The organism is Coleofasciculus sp. E1-EBD-02, from assembly GCF_040218245.1.
Classification (GTDB): Bacteria; Cyanobacteriota; Cyanobacteriia; order Cyanobacteriales; family Coleofasciculaceae; genus Coleofasciculus.
Genome location: NZ_JAVJQN010000039.1, coordinates 1 through 19,716, shown reverse-complemented (window position 1 = coordinate 19,716; position 19,716 = coordinate 1). Strand labels below are relative to the sequence as shown.

17 protein-coding genes and 3 pseudogenes are annotated in these 19,716 nt (G+C 47.6%); all 20 read right to left on the bottom strand.

Features of this window, described 5'->3' with window-relative positions; genetic code table 11:
- A pseudogene (locus RIC07_RS07060) lies at positions 1-162 on the bottom strand (ISKra4 family transposase); the annotation flags it as partial.
- A 203-nt stretch (positions 163-365) separates the two neighbouring features.
- Positions 366-1,730 carry an AAA family ATPase gene (locus RIC07_RS07055; RefSeq protein WP_446393909.1) on the bottom strand — a complete coding sequence of 455 codons (1,365 nt, stop codon included), beginning with the start codon at positions 1,728-1,730 and terminating at the stop codon, positions 366-368.
- Positions 1,731-1,968: 238 nt separating this feature from the next.
- Positions 1,969-3,645, bottom strand: a pseudogene (gene topA / locus RIC07_RS07050) (type I DNA topoisomerase); the annotation flags it as partial.
- Positions 3,646-3,684: 39 nt separating this feature from the next.
- Positions 3,685-5,100 carry a hypothetical protein gene (locus RIC07_RS07045; RefSeq protein ID WP_446393908.1) on the bottom strand — a complete coding sequence of 472 codons (1,416 nt, stop codon included), beginning with the start codon at positions 5,098-5,100 and terminating at the stop codon, positions 3,685-3,687.
- A gap of 27 nt (positions 5,101-5,127) precedes the next feature.
- Complete coding sequence (locus tag RIC07_RS07040) at positions 5,128-6,906, bottom strand: type IV secretory system conjugative DNA transfer family protein (RefSeq protein ID WP_446393907.1); 1,779 nt, start codon at positions 6,904-6,906, stop codon at positions 5,128-5,130.
- Positions 6,903-7,475, bottom strand: a complete 573-nt coding sequence (locus RIC07_RS07035; protein WP_446393906.1) for a hypothetical protein — start codon at positions 7,473-7,475, stop codon at positions 6,903-6,905. Before RIC07_RS07035 ends, RIC07_RS07040 begins: the two co-directional genes overlap by 4 nt.
- A gap of 149 nt (positions 7,476-7,624) precedes the next feature.
- Positions 7,625-8,065, bottom strand: a complete 441-nt coding sequence (locus RIC07_RS07030; protein WP_446393905.1) for a hypothetical protein — start codon at positions 8,063-8,065, stop codon at positions 7,625-7,627.
- A complete protein-coding gene (locus RIC07_RS07025; protein ID WP_446393904.1) occupies positions 8,037-8,627 on the bottom strand; it encodes a hypothetical protein in 591 nt (196 codons plus the stop codon). The genes RIC07_RS07030 and RIC07_RS07025 overlap by 29 nt, the downstream gene beginning before the upstream one ends.
- A 282-nt stretch (positions 8,628-8,909) precedes the next feature.
- Positions 8,910-9,650, bottom strand: coding sequence for a hypothetical protein (locus RIC07_RS07020; protein WP_446393903.1), 741 nt, complete (start codon positions 9,648-9,650; stop codon positions 8,910-8,912).
- Positions 9,651-9,664: 14 nt separating this feature from the next.
- Positions 9,665-11,230, bottom strand: a complete 1,566-nt coding sequence (locus RIC07_RS07015) for a TrbI/VirB10 family protein (protein WP_446393902.1) — start codon at positions 11,228-11,230, stop codon at positions 9,665-9,667.
- Positions 11,227-12,036 carry a hypothetical protein gene (locus RIC07_RS07010; RefSeq protein ID WP_446393901.1) on the bottom strand — a complete coding sequence of 270 codons (810 nt, stop codon included), beginning with the start codon at positions 12,034-12,036 and terminating at the stop codon, positions 11,227-11,229. Before RIC07_RS07010 ends, RIC07_RS07015 begins: the two co-directional genes overlap by 4 nt.
- A gap of 72 nt (positions 12,037-12,108) precedes the next feature.
- Positions 12,109-12,375 carry a hypothetical protein gene (locus RIC07_RS07005; RefSeq protein WP_446393900.1) on the bottom strand — a complete coding sequence of 89 codons (267 nt, stop codon included), beginning with the start codon at positions 12,373-12,375 and terminating at the stop codon, positions 12,109-12,111.
- Positions 12,368-12,709, bottom strand: coding sequence for a hypothetical protein (locus RIC07_RS07000; RefSeq protein ID WP_446393899.1), 342 nt, complete (start codon positions 12,707-12,709; stop codon positions 12,368-12,370). Before RIC07_RS07000 ends, RIC07_RS07005 begins: the two co-directional genes overlap by 8 nt.
- Positions 12,710-12,719: 10 nt before the next feature.
- The gene (locus tag RIC07_RS06995) at positions 12,720-15,539 is read right to left on the bottom strand and encodes a hypothetical protein (protein WP_446393898.1); all 2,820 of its coding nucleotides are present in this window, start codon (positions 15,537-15,539) and stop codon (positions 12,720-12,722) included.
- The gene (locus RIC07_RS06990; protein ID WP_446365176.1) at positions 15,539-15,856 is read right to left on the bottom strand and encodes a hypothetical protein; all 318 of its coding nucleotides are present in this window, start codon (positions 15,854-15,856) and stop codon (positions 15,539-15,541) included. Before RIC07_RS06990 ends, RIC07_RS06995 begins: the two co-directional genes overlap by 1 nt.
- A 9-nt stretch (positions 15,857-15,865) precedes the next feature.
- Positions 15,866-16,504 carry a hypothetical protein gene (locus RIC07_RS06985; RefSeq protein ID WP_446393897.1) on the bottom strand — a complete coding sequence of 213 codons (639 nt, stop codon included), beginning with the start codon at positions 16,502-16,504 and terminating at the stop codon, positions 15,866-15,868.
- 228 nt (positions 16,505-16,732) lie between these two features.
- Positions 16,733-16,975: a zinc ribbon domain-containing protein gene (locus tag RIC07_RS06980; RefSeq protein ID WP_446393896.1), complete on the bottom strand. Its 243-nt coding sequence runs from the start codon at positions 16,973-16,975 to the stop codon at positions 16,733-16,735.
- The gene (locus RIC07_RS06975) at positions 16,887-17,828 is read right to left on the bottom strand and encodes an RNA-guided endonuclease InsQ/TnpB family protein (RefSeq protein WP_446393895.1); all 942 of its coding nucleotides are present in this window, start codon (positions 17,826-17,828) and stop codon (positions 16,887-16,889) included. Before RIC07_RS06975 ends, RIC07_RS06980 begins: the two co-directional genes overlap by 89 nt.
- Positions 17,812-18,492: pseudogene (locus RIC07_RS06970) on the bottom strand (IS607 family transposase). Before RIC07_RS06970 ends, RIC07_RS06975 begins: the two are co-directional and overlap by 17 nt.
- A 75-nt stretch (positions 18,493-18,567) precedes the next feature.
- Positions 18,568-19,566, bottom strand: coding sequence for a ParB/RepB/Spo0J family partition protein (locus RIC07_RS06965; protein ID WP_446393894.1), 999 nt, complete (start codon positions 19,564-19,566; stop codon positions 18,568-18,570).
- Between the last annotated feature and the right edge of the window lie 150 nt (positions 19,567-19,716).

The following is a 19,716-nucleotide window of genomic DNA, read 5'->3' as shown; positions in this document are numbered from 1 at the left end:
AAAAAGGGCGATTTGGGGGCTAACGTGTTCTAATATCTGGTTCCTGACTGTAACTTCTATGTCGGCTAAGGTTTCCAAACTATCTGTGTCACTATTGTTGTACAGAATCTCACTGGCTCGTCTTAAACAAGCTTCCAGTTCCAGGCGTTCGGCTTGGTTCATGAGTAAACCTTGTGAATATCTACATCTATATTACAGCCTTTTCCATGCTGGTGAGGTACATTGAGAATAAGACTTTTGCGCTCACAGAGGCTAATTTCGTCTTGTTACTGCACCTCACTAGACTGAGAAATGCTGTATGTCACCTGGAGTCGTTCAAGTATACACGGAAATTTAATTCGCGTATATTACTCGCGAATTTAAGATCAACATTTCCCGGCTATTTGCCAAAATGGGATGCTCCCTTTCCGCTCTCCAGCATTGGGCAAATCCACAAAATACAAATAATCAAACCGTCCGGCTCTCGTCAACTCAGGCGGTAAATAGTTTAACCTATTAACACTCGCCAAAACCAATACCGGCGCCGTTCTATCATTCATCCACGTTAACAACTTTCCAGTTAATCGACGAGCCACACCCCCATCCGCATTCAAGTCAAACCCCGCTAACCCTTTATCCATATCATCAAAGTACAACACCACCGGAGCGCAGCTTTCAGCCAGCATTAGTAACCGTCTGAGATTGGCTTCACTTTCAGCGGGGGTAATACCAATCAACGCCCCCCAATCTGCCAAAATTAAAGGAACACCCATCCGTTGAGCGCAACGCCTCGCCCCATAGCTTTTTCCTGTACCCGGAGGTCCCACCATTATCACTCCTTTGGGAATTGACAGGTTATACTTTTGGGCTTCGGGTTCCAAGAGTCGGGCAAATTTAGTAAACTCTTCTTGGAGTAAATCTAATCCCCCTAACTCGACATCGGGTTCAGCCAAAAACTGAATGTTGAATCGCTTTAATTTAGCGATTTTGTAATCCATTATCAAAGTGGAACTGTGACGAGTCAAGCTGCCTTGTTGAGTAGCAATCAGTCTTAACCCAGACTCAATTTCCGATAAAGTTAACCCCGCCGCCGCCCGACTTAATCTATCTCGTTCTTGCTGATTCAGACTAATAGCAATTCCCCGGTCAGAGGCTAAACGGGGGAGAAATATTTCCAGGTGATTGCCAATTTCTAAGACGGAAGGGAGGGGAGTAACCACAACCGGAATCGCCTCTTCAAGTTCCGGGGAAAGCGTAGCCGCTGCGCCCAGAAGGAGTAAGTGTTTTACCTGACCCGTGCTTTGAGAGAACTCTCGTAAGGAGGTGGCTAAGTTCAAAATCTGAGAACTGAGATAGTCGCTCAGCCATAAATACTTCGAGTCACCGGAAAAAGTCGCTGGTTTGCCACTCAGCCACGGTAACAAATTCTCCACAATAAAAATCCCACTTTGGGGGAAGTCTTGCAAGAACTGTAAAATCTGAAATTGTTCGGCTATCTCCTCAGTGGAAACATCGGGGGGATGGTAGTCGGTTACTGGAGTGTAAATTAGAGATTTAGTCTCTGCACGTTCAGTCACGCGAGTTAATACCCTCTGACCCAAATTCCAAAGATAGCAATCGACTCCCATAGGATTAGCACAGTGTTGGAGAACATAGGTGAGAAAATTTACTTTTTCCTGGTGGGGGGATTCGCAGACAATAACGGGTTCGCCGGATACTAATAAATCCGGGAGGTCGTTTAAATTCGGCATAATCTTCGCTTGGCTTGAATTCTAGAGGCTCAATCTTGGGAGTTAGCTCGGCATTTTCCCATTCTGGGTTTATCTGTTTGCTTTTCTTGTAGCTTTTGCTTTTTGACTCTTCGCTTGGCTCAAGGGCATATTTTTGAATTCGCCAAATTTCGGACTCCAGAATGTCCCTTTTTTCGTCCAAAAATAAGCGACATCCTTACATTTATGGTGGCGAGAAGCGGGATTGGCACACCGTAGCTTTCCCCGATGCTATTGCATCTAAATCGGATTCCATCTGGGCGGTGAATTCGGGCTGAATCAGGTCGGGTAATACCTGTGCTAAAAATGTATCCAGTTCCATCCCGAGTTGGGTTGGCTGTAGTTTCCCTTTGCTTAACTGAACGTAATCACGCGCTTTCAGGGTCTTAATTGTCGGCGCATAAGTGCTGGGACGACCAATCCCAGACCGTTCCATCACCTGCACCAGTTTGGGTTCACTGTAACGGGGAGGTGGCTGGGTTTGTTTCTTATCTGCACCCGCGTTATCGAGTGTCAGCGATTGTCCTTGCTGTAGTGCGGGTAATTGGGAATCGGCGGCGATGTTATTCCAATAGCGGGTATAACCGGGTAGGATTAAGACCTGTCCCCTGGCTTCCCAAAATACGTCCCCCGATTGCGTGACAATGCGAGTTTTGGAGAGTTGAGCTGGACAGCATTGGGTTGCGATCGCGCGATGCCAAATTAAATCATACAGCTTCGCCTCGTCCCTGGGGAGTTGAACCGATAATTGCTCCGGTGTGCGTTCAACATGGGTGGGACGGATGGCTTCATGGGCGGCTTGCGCCCCGGATTTGGAGCGATGGGCGGTTACTTTAGCGGGTACATTATCCGGGTCATGGTGCAAAAGCCACTGCTTGGCGGCGGTACAAAATTCTGGAGAGAGGGCGACTGAATCGGTTCGCATATAGGTAATATGCCCAGCTTCATAGAGGTTTTGGGCAATTTTCATCGTCACCTCTGGATTCAGCTTGAGTTTAGCACCAGCGGTTTGCTGTAGGGTGGAGGTGGTGAATGCGGCTGGGGGAGATTGGTTGACTCTCTTGCCCTCTACACTGATAACATGATGGGAATGAGAACGGGCAATGGCGACTAATTGGTCAGCTTCTTCCTGAGAGAGTACCCGTTTCCCTTCAGCGACTGGATGCTCTTCTCCCGTATCATCTGGCTGATTCCTGGTTTTATCCCGAGAATGCTCCCGTTGCGTCGTTTGCGGCTGAGTTCGACCCGCGTAAAGGGCTTTAAATCCCTGCTGATACTCAACCCAGACGACCCAATAATCCTGGGGTTTAAATGCCAAAATCTCTTGTTCTCGCTTCACCAGAAGATGCAACGTCGCACTCTGTACCCGTCCCATGGACTTGCAGCCGTTATTCAAGCGCCAGACTAACTGGCTACCCTTATATCCGACTAATTTATCCAGACAATCCCTGGCGCGTCCGGCGGCGATAAGGTTTGAGTCAAGGGTTTTGGGATTTGCGATAGCGAAGCGCTGCTGCGAAGCGCAGATCGCGCGTTCTACGGCGGTTTTGGTAATCTCAGTATAGGTAACCCGTAGGGGATTGTTCAAGTGTAACGCTTGGGTCAAATGCCAGCCAATGGTTTCCCCTTCTCGGTCTGGGTCAGTCCCCAGGTAAATTCGGTCGGCTTGGCGGACGGCTTGACGCAATTCAGACAGGATTTTCTTGGCTTGTGAACTGCGAGGAATGTAACGACAGTGAATATGGGAACCGTCCAAGTCAAATCCTAGAGAATCTTCACCATCATCGGCTAATTCCCGAACATGACCCATACTGGCTTTGACTGTCCAGCCAGCACCGAGAATGGATTTGAGTTTTTTGACCTTACCGCCTGATTCAATAATTAATAGATTCGCCATGACTCTCTTGAGTTTACTGAGGGGTGAATTTGAACGTGTTTACAATTCCCTTGCAGAGTTTGGGGGAGACGGATAAACATTTTTGGGCGCAATTGACGACGCTGGGACTTGAGCCGCAGAAATGATGGCTTCGGGGTTAGCATCCTGACGAATTAACTCAGTCTTCTTCTGAGTCAGAAATTGGCTCAAACTTGAGGAGGTTGGCAAATCAATCTCAGCTTGCTGCAACTGTTTCTGATAACCCAAACAAAATTCATACGCCACCATTTGCTCGGCTTCTGACAGTTTTCCTTGATGGGAACGGATACGGTTGAGCAAAAATCTGCCTGTTGGGTTATTATTGAGTACAGTTAGTCTTTCCCCAGGGTAATCTTCCTCATTTTCACGCTTAACATCCAGGTTTTTCAAATGCTGTAACGCCTTAAACAAATCGGGCTGAATATCTAAGGGTCGTGATGTCATAAAAGGCACAGGTGCAGCCACAGCGGTTTTTGAAGGTAACTCAGCCGCGAGATATTGAGAATGCTGGGCAATTTCTTTCAACGACGCCATATCTCCTTGATTGAGTTTCAGGGTATCCAGCTGCACCGATATACCCCTATCCCCTCGCTGTGCTGTATAGGATAATAATTCCCCGCGACCATCGTTTGAATGCATCGATACTTTGGTTCCATCTTCCCCCCTTTCCCGCGTCAGGGTATAACCGCCAACAATCACCTGAACGTTGGCTTCATTGGGTTCAACACCCATTTGGTTAATGGTATGGTTGATTAGTCCAAACGCCTTCATCCCCTTCAAATCGCTCAAGACTTTATGGGAACCTTGAGGAGATAATGCTCCCAACGTCGCTACTTTTCTAGCCAAATCTCCCACATCAGCACCTTCGAGTTGGCTTCCCGCCTTCAGGTTGCGGTAGACGCTCAAGAATTCAGCTTTTTCCGGGGAAGAAAGCTTGTTTTCTCCCCAAATGGCTGGACCATTCTCAGTCAGATAGAAATTCATTTTGGTCTGACTTCTATCCGTCGCATCGCTAATGGAATAGACATCACCAATCTGACGAATAGCATAGCCATCTCCCCGATACACCTTCTCTGGCTGTTGGGTGAGGGGATTAATTTCCATCTGACCCTGATTGTCCAAGAGGGTGGCGGCGACTAACGCCACTTTTCTATCGTCCATTGATGTGAATTTCGCCTTGGTCTCAGCGACCAGCTTATCCACAAAATTCAGTTGGCTTTCTGGCTTTTCACTATCCCTCCCCAGACCGAATTCTGGCTGGCGAGGTGAAAGTCTATCGTTCTCTTTTACCTCGGACTCCTGAGAATCCCGGCTCAAAGCTGACTCGAAAAACCCAGCCGTTGCGCCAATTCCGAGTTGGGATAAACTCTGTGATACAGCTAGCAACTGTTGAGCCAGTTTAGCATAATCTTCGGCTATTTGCTGATGGTTTGACATGATCAACAATTCAAAATTAAAAGTTCTCTAAAATAACCCACTATACGCCCCCACAGGACTGGCGGCTGGGTCATCGGTAGACTGAGGAATGGGAAATAGTCGTTCGACTTCTGCTTTCCGCTCCTCTGTATCTTGTTCGGTTGGTACAATCTGGGTGCTTTTTTTTATCAGCCAATCGACCAAGTTTTGCCAATTCCTTTCGTTATCGGCTTTAATCGCTTCTAGGTCTTTTGAGAGCTTAAATTGCTGCTTGATTGGTACATAAGATTCAGTGTTATTCCCATAAGCGGGACTGATAATAACACCAGCACCTGGCGGGAGTTTATTAAACTGAGCGGGTTCCATCAGTTTACGGGTCTTATCCTGGTCTGATGTCGAGCGCGTAGTTTTCCCTTGGCTGACACTTCGGGATTTTTGCTTATAGGAAATCTCTTCATCTCCTAAGAAATTGCTAAAACTATGCGCTGATTCGTATTCTCCTAAATTAAATAAAAATTTGGTATTCGTCCCCGTGATTATTGTCTTAGCGTTTTCCTTGCCGTAATTTTTCTCCATTTGTGATAACCCCTGCGCTCCTAGTATTCCACAAAACCCCTCACTTCTCGATTCGTTCAGCCATTTCGCAATGTGAGGTAGGTAGAGAGTGGGAAATTCATCCAGACAGACGATTAAAGGGTCTTGGCGGCGCTTGGCAATATTTCGGGCAATTAGCATGTGCATCACGCTACAGAGTAAGGGAGCGCTAACCGCTTCTCGCTCTCTATCCATGCCAAAAATTACTATTTGCTTGCCTTTGAGATCCAAAGGTAGGGTCGTTTCTCCGACAAAACATCCCAGGGTATTCTTTTTCATAAACCGGGTAAACATAAGGCTGGCAGAACCCGCAATTCCGGCAACGGTTTTCTCGGAATCGGCGCTGGAAAATAACTGACCAAAGGATAATCGTATCCACGGATTCATGTTGGCAGCAATTAATCGCGACACCATCTTTTCTGAACTGAGGATTTGAGCCGCCATCATGATGTCAGGATATTGAGTGCTTTTGGTGAGCATGAGAATAGCTTCTACTAATTGGTCACCGGCTGGACCAAAGAAGGGGTCTTCTTGTCCTTGAGAAATCTGTTTGAAGTTCTTGTTAATGACTGTACCAATTTGTCTGGCGCTTTCTCCGTCTGTCTCATCTCTTAAAAAATCTAACGGGTTACATACCTCTGATTCGGGAAACCCAGGTGCAAAAACATGGACATCGTAACCCTGTCGCTTGGCAAATACAGCCATTTTGGATTGGGAGGGATATTTGAAATCGTACATAATGATAGGAAACCCTTGATCCACGGCTGAATAGAGCATGGGATCAATGGCTGAAGCAGTTTTCCCTGAACCCGGCGCTCCTAACACCAATGTCCCTCGCTGAACGTCAGGAACGTAAAATAAACCCTTGTCTTTCGGGGTGGGTTTGACTGAAGAACGATACGGTTTATTGGGTTTATTTTTAGGATGTTTCGGGCGACCAATATAGAGGGAAGCGCTATCGCACTTGGGATTTTCTATTTGCGCGATCGCTTTTTTCTTGGCTTTATTGCACTCCTTTCTCCCCCCAAAATAACTGGTAGCTAGTTTACCTTTCTTTTGGTGCCCAGAGAGCAGATTCATCAATCCTATCCCCAGCACACAGGCAACCAGCATCCCCCCTTGGGGTGTAAAGAGTTGTTGCTCCAATTGTTCAACATAATGGTTAGGCTCAAACTTAGTCGAACTCGCTGGGGTTGAAGTCGGGACTTGAGCCATACTGTGGTAGTGATTCACGATTTCTCCTTACTTTTCTCAAATTCTTGATTCACTTGCACAAAAGTATTGCCGTTGTAGCAATAGGACAAGTTCTTAAAGGGATTGGTTTTTTCCCGAACTCCCAGGGAAATATTTAAACAGTTAACGCCTTGGTGTTTTCGGCTTTCGATGAGAGAAATGCGAGGCGGGATATCAAAGGGTTTAGGGAGCAGTACCCGCAGCACTTTTTGATAAGCTCCGGTATCTAAATCCCTGAGATAGACAGCAAACAAACAACCGCCTTTACCGCAAAGCTTGGGTTCATTAAAATCAAAGACGAATAGGGGTGAGGATTGTCCTGATGGTTGAATTGTCAGAAATGTCATCTGAGAAAACGGGTCAGTTTCTGCCGATTCCCAGTGATTTTCCTGCACTACCTGTTGCAGCAAGGCGGCATCAAGTTGGGAGGCACTTTGCCACTTCTGCTGCTGATGGCTATCAAGTATCCTGGGTAAAACAAGCGCACCACCGATTACGGTACTCAAGGCAAAAAACCCTGTTAAGAAAAGTCGTCGTTTAGGCTTCTTAGATGGGGAATATATCATCATTTTGCTCCGCTACCAATTCAAAGTATTCCAATTGAAGGCGTGAAGTTTGAATTAAGGGTTGACATCAGGTTCGCCTCAACAGTTATTATTTCCTTGTATCTTGCTCCTTCCCTTGGAGCCTTCTGCCTTCTTGTCACCGCTAACGTTGGTTACTCCAGACGCTTTCTACGCCGATAGCGCTGGTAACGAGTTAACACTTGAGAGCCATAACCTTGAACTGTCAGAGATGAGGCTGTACCAATATCAGCATCAGGAGGTACAGCTACCCCACCCCAATAAATCTGTGCCATGCGTTCGATTACGCGATCGCCTGTAAAGGGTCTCCCGGTTGTAGGATCAGTTTGTCCCTTGGTAATCTCTAATAGGGTTTGCAGTTGAGCGTGAAAAACCTGATCTTGAGTAGCTTGGGGGAATACCGCCAGCAATTCTGGCTCACTTACTATTTCCCCAGCATCCAGGCGTGAGAGTACCGCTGTACCTCCTTCCGCTTGCTGGATAGCAGCACGAACCTCCGGCTGCTGACTCGATAACCCATACCGTCCCAGGGCGGAGGTGCAATAATTAATAGAGAGGTGGCACTTGTTCCACATTTAAGGGCAGCAAACTCGGAATCGCTTCTGTCAAATCTGCCACAGTTTGCCACTCCATTAGTGCAAAATCGGCTAAGGAATAGGAACCCAAGGAAATGCCGGATAACTGCTCGATAGTCGCCAGATTAAATCGCTGCAATTTGAAAGCTTCTTCAAAATCCCCCAACTCTAAATACTCGCTGGGAAGTTGCCCTTCACTCCATTGTCGTACTTTCCCGTCAGGTAATTCAATCACTCCACTGCTGCTAATGCCGGGTAGATTGCTAAAGGTAATTTGGCTCCAATTCGGAACGGGAGCGCCATTAAAGTTGGATACGGGAATTTGGGGATTCTGCTGTGGGGTCTGGGTGTTAGCGCTAGCTGCCTCTATTATCTTCCCGGTTAAATTCAAATATTGCCAGGGGTGGAAGGTAGAAAAACCGTGCAGCACTAAGCCAATCATTAATCCCAGGAACAAAAAGAACTGCCACTGAAAGGCTAAATTAGTCTCTCGCTCCCTTTGGGAATTAGAATCCGGAGATTCTACGGGTTTTAATTGCAAGTTAGATGGGTTGGATGTCATGGTTAAGCTATTCCCGGTTTCATTGGCAATAGATAGTGTTAGAAACTTCTTGTTTCCCTATCACCGCGTCAGAAGCATCAGTTTCTACAGTCATTTATATCTGATTTCAATCGTAGAGTGTTTATTGATAATCCACATTGACCATCTGGATAGTTTATTTTTGACCCAAAGAGGTAAAAAAATAAACTCAATTAAACGAATTAGCTAAAAACGATCATTAGTATTGACACAAAAAAACAGCGCTATTTTCAGCGCTGAATTTTATCCAATCAATTCAACCAACTAAATAGAAAAATCAGGTATCGTTGAGCCTCGACTGCCCAGAGAATTTAATCGCCGCACCAAGGCTAGAGAAATTTGCGCTTGAGCAGCGGCTTGTTCCACGGTTTGACCATTGTTCAGCAACCCCAAAAATGTTTCTATGCGATTCCATAAAGGGTCATTGGGAGAAATTTGCTGATTCTTCTGGGCTACTTCAAGTCCCTGGCGAATACTAGCAATCAGAATCTGGTTCCTAACTGACAAAGGTGCGGGAGTAATCTCAATTGTGCTGTATTCCGGCTGTCCACTACCAGTTAATAGTCGGAAACTATAAATTTTTCGCTGTCCATTGACTGCTTCTGTAATCACCGTCAAGTGAGCGCCACTTCCAGAAGGGGTTCGAGGTAAACCGGGGAAATTAATTGGTTTAATGCGGCGAATGTGCAACACACTGGCTCCCGATTCGGTACAAGAATCCGCTGATAAATTTCCCAGACAGCCATCTACATTCAACACAAATTGCGCTGGGTCATCCAACCACACTTTCCTTATGGTTTCTCCCACAGTTATAAAGCTAAGATTGACTCCATGAGCTTCCCAGATTTTCAGGTCTATTGTCCGCTGAGTATCACTGCTGATTTGCCGAGTAGCCAGCGCTAAACCTGAAGAGCTTAAACCACCACTAACTGTGGTAAGAGCAGTTGCCAATAGTCCAGCACTTAAGACTTGTTTCCAACTGGGTTTCCTGCTAATTTTTATCATGTTGAACCACACCCTTAATTCACTTGAAAACTACTATCAACCACGACATAAAGTTCCGTTCCCCGCTCGACGACCCACAGGGGATTATCATTAATCCGCTCCATTGCCTCAGCGGTTGCTTGTTGAGTTCTTTGCTCAATGCTTTCCTGTAACACCCCGAACGCTCCTTCAACAAAGGCACCAGGTAAATTGCGATCGCTCTTTGTTGTAGTCTTACGAATTCGGATGGTACCATTGGGACGTTCGTCTTCGAGGGTCTCCTCACTTTCGGGGCGGGTCAGTTCCTCCCCGACTCGTGCCAAACCGCCCACAAGACCTAAGGTCACGTCATAGCCTAACAGTTCGTCTCCAATGTCTTCGTGCTTGGAGGCGACTAACGGACGACCCTGTTGACCGCGCACACTCATCGCTCCGTCCGGAACCGCATACTCTGTGCCATCTATAGCAATCGCCTTAACGGCTAGCTGCACCAACTCCCCAGAAGTACTCTGCCTTTGTAACAGCAGTCGGGAACCTGCGGGGATGGCTATTTGCCCCTGATTATCGAGTAAGGGTTCTTGAAGCTGAGCGGTGAAGATTAAAGTATCCGGGGAGTCTGCTTGGGAGGATGCCCACATAATTGGGGTTTCCAGCACGGCGCTAGCCCCCTCGCCTGCGACTAAATAGTAGGCAGTTGTCCCCGATAGAATCCTGGCTTCGGCTTCTAAGTCGTAGCCTGAGGCTGAAACCGTTGTTGAGACGGGGGCGGTTGGCAAACGCGGCTCCCAGGAAGGAACGCTTTGGATGGTTTGGTTCTCTGTAGTCTCGACATTGGCTATAGGAGTTGTGGGGGTCTTAGCTTCTGAATAGGGAATTTGCCCGTAACTCCCGGCTGAAGCCAGCATCAGCCATTTTTCATAAGGGTCTATTTCTTCACCCCCAGCTCTTTTGGCGGGTTGAACCCCTGGGTTACTCGCGGGTTTGGGTTGGGGAGTTGGCAACGGCTGTGCTATTTGCCGAGGTTGAGGTTGAGGACGAGGTTGAGGACGAGGTTGAGAAACGAGTTGTCTAGGTCGCTCTCGTTGGGGAATCGATACAGCTACAGGCGTTTGTACGGGTTCAGGCTCTATCGGCGTTTCTTCAGGTTGGGGTAAGGGTTGAGTTGGTAAATTGGCTGGCTGTTGAGGCTGTAGTTCTCCCAAGGCGGCTAACTCTTCTCTTTGTTGTGCCAGGGCTATTTCGGTTTTCAAAGCGCCATCGGGTTGTGGTGGTGCTTCGGCTTCTATGACGTTCTCTTCGACTGGTGCCGCAGGGTTCTCGACTACCCGAGTTGAGTTGTTAATCAGAGTCCACAACCCACCCGCTCCAAATACCAAAATACCAATCGCTCCCCCAACTAAAGCAATCCGACTACCAGCCATATCGGCGATGGAATGTTGGGTGGCAATAGCGGCTGGGTCATCTTCTCCATCCTCGAAGATGTTTTCATTCTCCTCAACAACGGTTTCCGGCTCAGAATCGAGTTCGGACATGCCTAACAATTGGGCTACTGTTGGCGTTTCTGTTTGTTCAAGGTCTCTTTGTTGTTTATCTGATATCATTTCAAGTCTTTCCTTTCCAAATCAACAATTCCTGTGATTTCCAAACCAGAGCTTCGCATTCGGTAAATGGTGCGAGCCAATTCTGTGGCTTCGGGGGGTGGCATTTGAGGCGTATCAACGGCTCGTAAAAATATCGTTTTGTTAAATGGGACTCCTTTACCGCTGTTGTCACCCCGCTCAAAGGTTACTAATGTCGCGACTAAATCAACTTGCCAACGCCCCTCTCCAATCTTTTGCGGTTCTGAGACATGGCGGGGAATTAGGGCAACGCGCACCTGCCCGTTTTTGAATACCCCTTCGGGCGTTAATTGAGCCAATTCCCGCAGGAATTCTTGGCGAAAATTTCCTTCGTCAGTAATGGAAAATGCCGCGTGCCATGCTCCTGTTGTGACTCGTCCGCTTTGATTTGACTTATTCCCTCCCTTAATGACTACTCCTGAATCGAGGGCGGGAGTCGCTTGATCTGAGTTGGACTCGCTTAAGCTAGAGGGTAATACGCCGTCCCAATTAAAGAGCAGAACAAAAGTATCAGAAACAAATTTTTTAATTACCTCCGGAGTGCGATCATTTTTACCCAAAGGCGCAACAGTTATGGTGCTACCATCTGCCAGTTGCACCAAGGTTGGCACTTCTTTTTGGGCAACTCGGTGAGTGGCTCCATAATTAGCAATTAACAGTAATAAGCTTAGACTGCTAATCGCCACCGAAGCAATAGACATCGCCGCCACACTGCTGGGGACTGAATTTCCAAAACTTAAAAATCTGTAGTCACTCGGTTTCTTTAATCTGTTGATTGGTTGAGTCACAATTTCCTCCTTTTAACCACCCGTTCATTGTTGATTGTTGATTGTGGATTGGAATCTAGAAGGGCATAGTTTTTACTTTTTACTTCTAGCTACAGCTTGGCGAGCAGCAACTATCCGAGCCACGCCCACCGTTGTCCCCACTGTCATCCCGCCCATAAACGTAGCTCCCCTCGCCAAACCCGCAAAGGCAGCCATACCACCAGCTGCGGCAATTCCGGCTGAAAGAAATGGAGCGGTTACACCAATGAAAACCAGGAAAAACATGGGCTGATTGGCATCGGCAGTTACGATTAGCAATCCGGCTAATCCCATGAGAATATTGAGGGATAATTTAGCCATTCCCAAGGCAAAAAATCCGCTGAGCCAGGAGAGTCTTTCTCGCGGTAATGGGATCGGGAATTTCCATTTGTCCTGTGGCGGCTTCAAGGGCAACATTAATATCAGTTGCCACTGCACCAAAAACCTCTTCCACCACTTGGTCGAGATAGGCATCAAGGGAGGAAAAATATCCCTCAAACTGCTCAATAATCTCGTTGAACTTGGATGATACGTCGCTAATCACGTCTTCCCAAGGATTGGCTTGGGCTGGAGTTGGCATCAGTGTGACAGACAGAGTTAATCCTAAAACAATCAGCTTTTTGGGAAGGGTTAAAGGGAGAAGTAGAGATTTCATTGTTGTTTTCCTATTCAAAAGATTGACCGCTAATTCTGTTAACATAGGCTTCACTAAAGCGCACCATTCCTTCCAGAGGATTGTGTTTGTAGTTCTGCAAGTAAGCGCTTCGCCATTCTTGTTCGTCTGGATTGTTGGCAACGGCTGCTAGCTGGCAATAGGCTGGGTAATACCGACAACTGGTTAATTTGCCGTTGTTATCCAAAAGCCACTGACTGTAAAGCCCTTCTTTCTTGGGAAAAAAAGCGTCAGTCGAGTTGCGGGAAATAATCTCAATCGGATACTGAAAAATATCCACGAAACTTTTTACCGCTGAAGGTTGAATCACTCCAATTAAACGGGTGGTCATGTTAGCAAAAATTTTAGAAGCAGCGGCGCTATTGGAGATAGTTTCTGGGTCTTGAGCGCTCAAGATAACTCGCACCCCAGATTTAGCACCATTGGCACACAGTCTCCCGACCAACTCGGCAATTGAGGGATAATTAAACAGAATGGGGCTTTCATCGATGAAAAAGATGCTGGCTGGACTTGCCAGTGCCCGCCGCAGGGCGGCTGAATAGGCGGACAGTGAGAGGATGGCAGCATCGGCATCGTTGCTCAAGTTTCTTAGGGCAAACACCAGTAATCTGGCATCAGAACGGAAGGTCGAGGGGCGGCTGATGGCTTTTCCCACTCGGCTGCTGGTTAACCAGAATCGGAGTTTGATTTGGATTTGGTCGAGGGCTGTCAGGGCATCGATACCGCTATTACTCTTGCCCAAAGCATCCAAATCCAAAAAGCCGGGAGCGCAGAATTGGGAGAAATCCTGTAAAGTAGGGATATTTTCCCATTCAGGAGTGCCAAAACCACGTTCTCTGGCTTGCTGGTAGCGCAGTTTGATATCGGCATCATTGAAGAAGGTTTCTAAAGCCAAGCCGATTACCGCCCGCGTGCTGTCTACTAAAAGGGGATTGACTCCATCCAGATTAGTACCTAAAACCATCGCGAACAGGGCTGTTGCCAGAAAATCTTTGTAGTCCGCCATGCGTTCTTTGCGCGTCTTGATGTCTGGTAAGGCACGGGTATCGGGAATTTCAAAGAGGTTGGAACTCTGTGAGCCAATATCGAAATAAGCTCCGCCTTCTGAGCCGAAGAATTGGGTGTAGTCAGTGAATGTACTGGTGCCATCTGGCTTGGGGTAATCCAGAGCGACGACGGGCATACCCTGTGCCAGGGCTTGGGTGAGAATGCCCGACACTAACACGGATTTGCCCGCACGAGTCGTGGCAAAAACGCCCAGGTTCTTGTGCTTTTGGTATAAATCTAGATGAAGGGGAGTCCCCCCCTCATCTGCAATCAGTTCAAACCCTGACTCATCCACCGCTGCTGTGGTTACCAGGGGCATCAATCCGGGGGCTTCTGAACTAAAGTAAGTTAGGCGACGGTCGAATGGTTTAGCCAGCAGCTTTTCTAAGACAATAGGTAGGCATTGTAGCCATAGTTTCCAGGCATATTCTTTCTCTCGCACGACCACGGCGGGGCGACGGAAGCAGCTACTCAAATACCGACAAGCTTCTGCCAGTGACCGAGTATCTCGACGGTGAACGAGGAAAACTACGGCGGTGTTAATTGGTACGGCGCCTTCAATCATTTCAGCTTGAGCCGCGATCGCTTTTTCGGCTTTGAGTTGAGCGCCCACATCCACAGAAGCGTTGCTAATGGCGAGTTCGCTACCCACAATGGATTGCTTGGTGATGCGCTGCACGGCTGTCTTGGCGAGGGCTTCGTTGGCTCGGGAGAATTGGGCAATGATTTGAGTATCGTACACCCGCTCTCGGCTCAGTACCTGCCACAGATACCTGAGCTGGGCATATTCATCTCGCCACCCGGCGGGTTTATCGGTGAAGGAGAGGACACCGATATAGCGATTTTTGAGCCTCACCCAAGCCCGGTCAAAGAAGGGTACAGAGGATTCTCGCTCTAGTAAATGATGGCAGATGTGGAAATCGCTCTGGCTTTTTTCGGTTAAACTACGGTCGTCCAAGGTGAGAATATGGGGAATGGGCGGCGGGTCTGAGAAATTAAATTGCGTCCACAGATCAGACCAAAGTTGCTGGGCGGTCATGGGTTGAATGGAAAGACCCATCTTGGTTGCCAAGAGTTGTTCCCAAAGTTGGAAGCCATCGGTAAAACTATTGAGAAAGATGGTCTCTAACTGTTGGCGCTTGTGTTCGTGGATTTGTCCGGTGAATGCCTTCCAGCCTTGAGCTAAAAGCAGTAAAATTTTGCCCAGAGCGTCTTGGGAAGTGCCTTCGGCATCGCCATCTACGGTGTAGGTGCAGTAGAGTCGTAGTGTTTTGGGTTTACGAATCCCTGCCTCGGTGAGTTCTCTGACTCTTAAGCGATCGCTACCGACCAACAGTTGGAGTTGGGCGGAATCGCAATGGTCTTGAACGGCTTTGAGCTGTGCTTGTCGCTGCCAATCTGTCGTGAATGAAGTGGCGTGAATGGTTAATGTCTCGTTGTCAGGTAAATCCTTCAATCCCGACTCGATAGCCTCGAAAATAGTCGGCACTTGGATGCAGGGCAATGAAGGATGAACTCCTGTACAATCAAAGCCAAATTTCAACTGAATGGTATCCTTTTTTTTGAGGCAGTAGGCTCCAATATCCAAACCGCGCAACTTAAATCGGACCATCCCGGCGAAATGAACAAAGTCTTCAAAGGGGGTAACTTGTTTTTTGGCTTTAGGCGGGACATAGTTTAATGCCTTCTTCCCGACTTTGGTTTGGGATTGTGGAGCTACCGCCTGTTGTTTTTTGGGTAGGGTTGATGCTGTTGTTTTCGACATTATTTCCTCCTGTACCGACTGGATGGATGGGAAAGGAGTGGCTGAAACCGCTTATACCCTCGGACAATTCGCGGCACGCCAATAAACTTGGATAAAAACATCCACCCTTTTGCACCTGTCAGTGTCCACCAGGTTGCCCAACCCCAAGCCACAAACAATCCCGTCCATAGTAAGTTCCAACCCAAGAGTTGTTTGAGGATGTAGCCCAAAAGCCCAATTAGACTCCAAGGCACTACTTGGTCAGCGGGAAAGGGACCTAAGCGGGGCTGGGTTCCCAGAATTTGATTAACGGTACGAAAGTCCCGTTTGCCAGACATATCTGTTGTTTAAACCCCGACGATGAAACCCGTTAGAATATCAGCGACCACTACGGCTACCATAATGATCATGGGTGTCCTGGCTAAGGTCTGCCAGTCTTCATCGTTCCGAGCGGCTTGTACCACCCGGATGAGTGAAACGCCTAAATAAATTAACATCAAACCCCGCAGGACGTTGAAAATAATTTCAATTACGGGTGTGATGTCGGTACCTCCAGCATTACCAAAGGCTTGGGTCATAAATTCCTGAGCGCCATTGAAGAACTGAGCGTTTGCTGGAGTCGCCATCAGGTCAAAGGCAAATACTGTTGATAGAAACAGGAATGTTAGTGCTGATAAATTTAGCTTGTATTGCCGCTGCCACCGTTCAATGTTTGTCAACGCACCGCCAAAAAATTGGGGAGCGCTACATAATAGGGCGACTCCATAAACGAAAGAAGTGAGTAGCAGTCGGTGCAGAGACATTTCCAACAGTAGCAACGCCGACCCCCCAATAAACAGCAGGGGGACACTGAGGCGGTCTGTCGTTGCTTTCAACCCACCGCATCCTCTCACAGAACTTTTGAAGTAGCGATCGCTCGTATTGAAGCGACTGGCTTGACCTAAATGAGCGGGGAGTACGGAAACCTTAGAATCCTTAACTATCATCGGTTGACTCGTTTTCTCGTGAACTTTCCTAAGCTATCGAGAAAGGAGCGAACCTCGGTTCCACCACTGGGTTAAAGTTGAGTTAACCCAATGGTTAAAATCGATTTTAACTAATCCGGCGATTCATCCCAACGCTCTAATCTTGGCGTCAAGTAGTTCAATGCCGACAGCCCTGGTTGAAGCAGTAAGTAAACTATCAATGTGCAACATTTAACCTCACTAAAGCGCTTAAACAGCAGCATTTAGAGTAAGTACAGCATCACCAGTAATGATGAAGGCAGTTGCCTGCAAAGCTCTCAACATGATGTTTCGAGCGCCGTTCACATCCCGCTTGATTCGGATTCCGCAAGCTCTACAGTTGAAAATTTTGGAACCACCTAAACTACTGTGGATATGACCACAATTGGTGCAGGTTTTGGAGGTATACGACTCGTTGCAACGAATCACTAATACTCCGTGCCGACGTGCCATTTGCTCTAAATGAGATGCTTTCCTTAGCGTGGCTCCAAGTCAACATATTCCTAACTGATTTCCGGTTAAGCTTCCGTGCCGACTTCACGACCATTTGGGAGGTTTCGTAGGTTGGCAAGAAAATCAGTTTGTAATTCCGAACCAATAGGGATGTAACCTTGTTGTGCAAATCTTTGACCAAGCAGCTAATCCGCTCTCTGATGCGGTTGGCAGCTTTCCTCATCTTGTGGCGTTGACGCTTTGATGGGGATAGAGCAGCACGGCTCAAGAGATTATCCAGGTGCGAACACAAGCGATTAATGCGTCCGATGTCTCCCTGTCCAATCTCTAAAACGTTTTCGCCGTCGTAACCTGTTAAAAAGGCACGATTTCCTGGATCTAGCGCAATTACACCACTGTTTGATGTAGAAATTTCCTCAACTCGTACTGGAATGCAAGCAAACCACTTCCCCCGTTGGTACACCAACTCAGTACCATATATACATTCAGTTGGCATAGGGACAGATGCTTTGAATGTAAGTCCCTTGGTAGTTCTGGGATACCAAGTACCTCCCTTGTAGTTACCCGGTTTGAACTGAATTGTTTGCGACCTAGCTCGACAAGATTTGAATCTTGCCTCACCATTGTTACGTCTGGCTTGACGGTGAGTGTCAAACGCTTCGTCGCAGGCTTCCTGAGCTTGATGTCCTGGAAGAGTTCTCACCCATTCTGGGATATCAGAGGATGCTCGATAGGTTTTTTGCAAATCCCCCTCAAACCCATTTTTTAGCTTGGCAATTGCCCAGTTAAACACCCAACGGTAAGCCGCCAACCACTGCTTCCAAACTTTGTGTAGTTCAGGAGTTGGATACACCCTGATTTTGAGTACACTGTTCGGTGGTTGCTTGGTCGATTTTTTGGCGTGAGCGTGTCGGACAGTCTTCTTGTAACGCTTCGGTGACTTGCTTTTTGTATTTTCGCAGTCCGTAAAGCCTGCTACTGAAACAGTGGACGATGGACAGCATATCTGCAACCAGTTCTTGTTCTGGGCTGAATGTAGAGACGCGCCATGGCGCGTCTCTACGTTCATTGAGAACCACGAGTTCGCATCCGGCGCGTTCACACAACCACTTAACCAGCTCAAATCCGAATCGAACAAGTCGGTCGGGGTGGGCAACCACAAGGCGTTGGACATCGCCTGTGAGAATTCTGTCCAAAATGGCAAGGAATTTTCGCCGCCTAAAATTAAGCCCGGAGCCAATGTCTGATAAAAGTTCCGCATCCGGAAATTTTGAACGAAGGAATTCAGTTTGTCGCTCAAGATCATCGCGCTGGGAATGAGTACTGACTCGCGCCTAGCAAACAGTGACAACTGGTTTGGGAAGACAAGCTGCTTTCTCGACCTCTTCGAGGTCATAGCGCCTTTGTCCACCAGGGGTTCTGATCGCTTTAAGTTTCCCTTGTGATTCCCACCGTCTGAGACTGGATACATGGACTCCGAGGACTTTGGCGGCTTGTTTGGGTGTGACATAACTCATCTACAACCGCTTAAATCTATCAAATTGACGATAGCATACTTAAGCTAAGATGAGCGCTTTGATGAGTGATGCAAGTTACTTAGTGTTACGTCCGCGTTTGTCGGGAATTGTATTAGTTTTATATAACAGTAATGCTTCTAAGTCAGTCACTAACTGATCCAGGCGTTTGAGCAATGAAGGGTCTTGGTCTAAACGCTGCCAAACGGCGACTGAATCTGGGGAAGATAAAGAGCGATAAATCCCCTTAACGCGAGACTTCAATGCCTGAGTATGGGGGAGTGGGTTGTCTTCCTGTTCTAAGGAACGCTTGCGTTTTCTAATCTGGGCTTGAGATAGTCCTAACTCAATTGCCTCTTCTAGCAGGGCAACGCGCACCTTGGGGTCTTTGATCGAACCGATCAACCTTGCCTTACTATACTCGATTTTCCCCGACTGAATCGCTTGTCTTATCTCTTCGGGAAGATTTAATAACGGTAATCTCGCTGTGACAAACGACTGCCACCCAACTGTACCGAGAACTTGAAACGTTTTCTCGATTTCCTCAAATAAGATATTCGCCCAAATCGAGTCAGACTCGGCGGCTTCAGATTGAGCCGGGGAATTTCCCGGCTGTTGCTTTTGCTTAACCTGAACCATTTTGGTCTTATGCATCCTTTGCAGCAAGGAAATCACCTCCGACTGACTGCGAGACAGCTTCAATGCCAATAACTGCAACACGCCTTCGGTTTCTTCAAAGGGATTGAGGTCTTCCCGCTGCAAATTTTCAATCAGTGCCAAAACCAGGGAATCTTCGTCACTCAGGTCTTTAATCACGACGGGAACTTGCTCTAATCCCGCTTTTTTGGCGGCGTGCCAGCGTCTCTCCCCGGCTATCAGTTCGTATTGCTCTGACTCCTCTGGCTGGGGTCGCACCAATAAAGGTTCTAAAATTCCGTGTTCTTTAATCGAGAGCGACAGCATTTCCAGCTTCTTGGAGTCAAAGTATCGCCGGGGCTGTTGGGGTGGTAAACTGATTGCGTCGATGGAAACCCACCGCGTAACCGATTCCTCCCCCAAATCCCCAGGAGGTTCCACTAGTGCAGCGCGGCAGAAATACTTGAGCAGCTCATCTTAGAGTAAAATGGAACAATGAAGCCAAAAAAACTGGATGACCTAATCAAATATTACACTCACAACAACCTTCGCTATGTCTGACCCCTGTCCCCTCCCCGGATCTGGCGAATA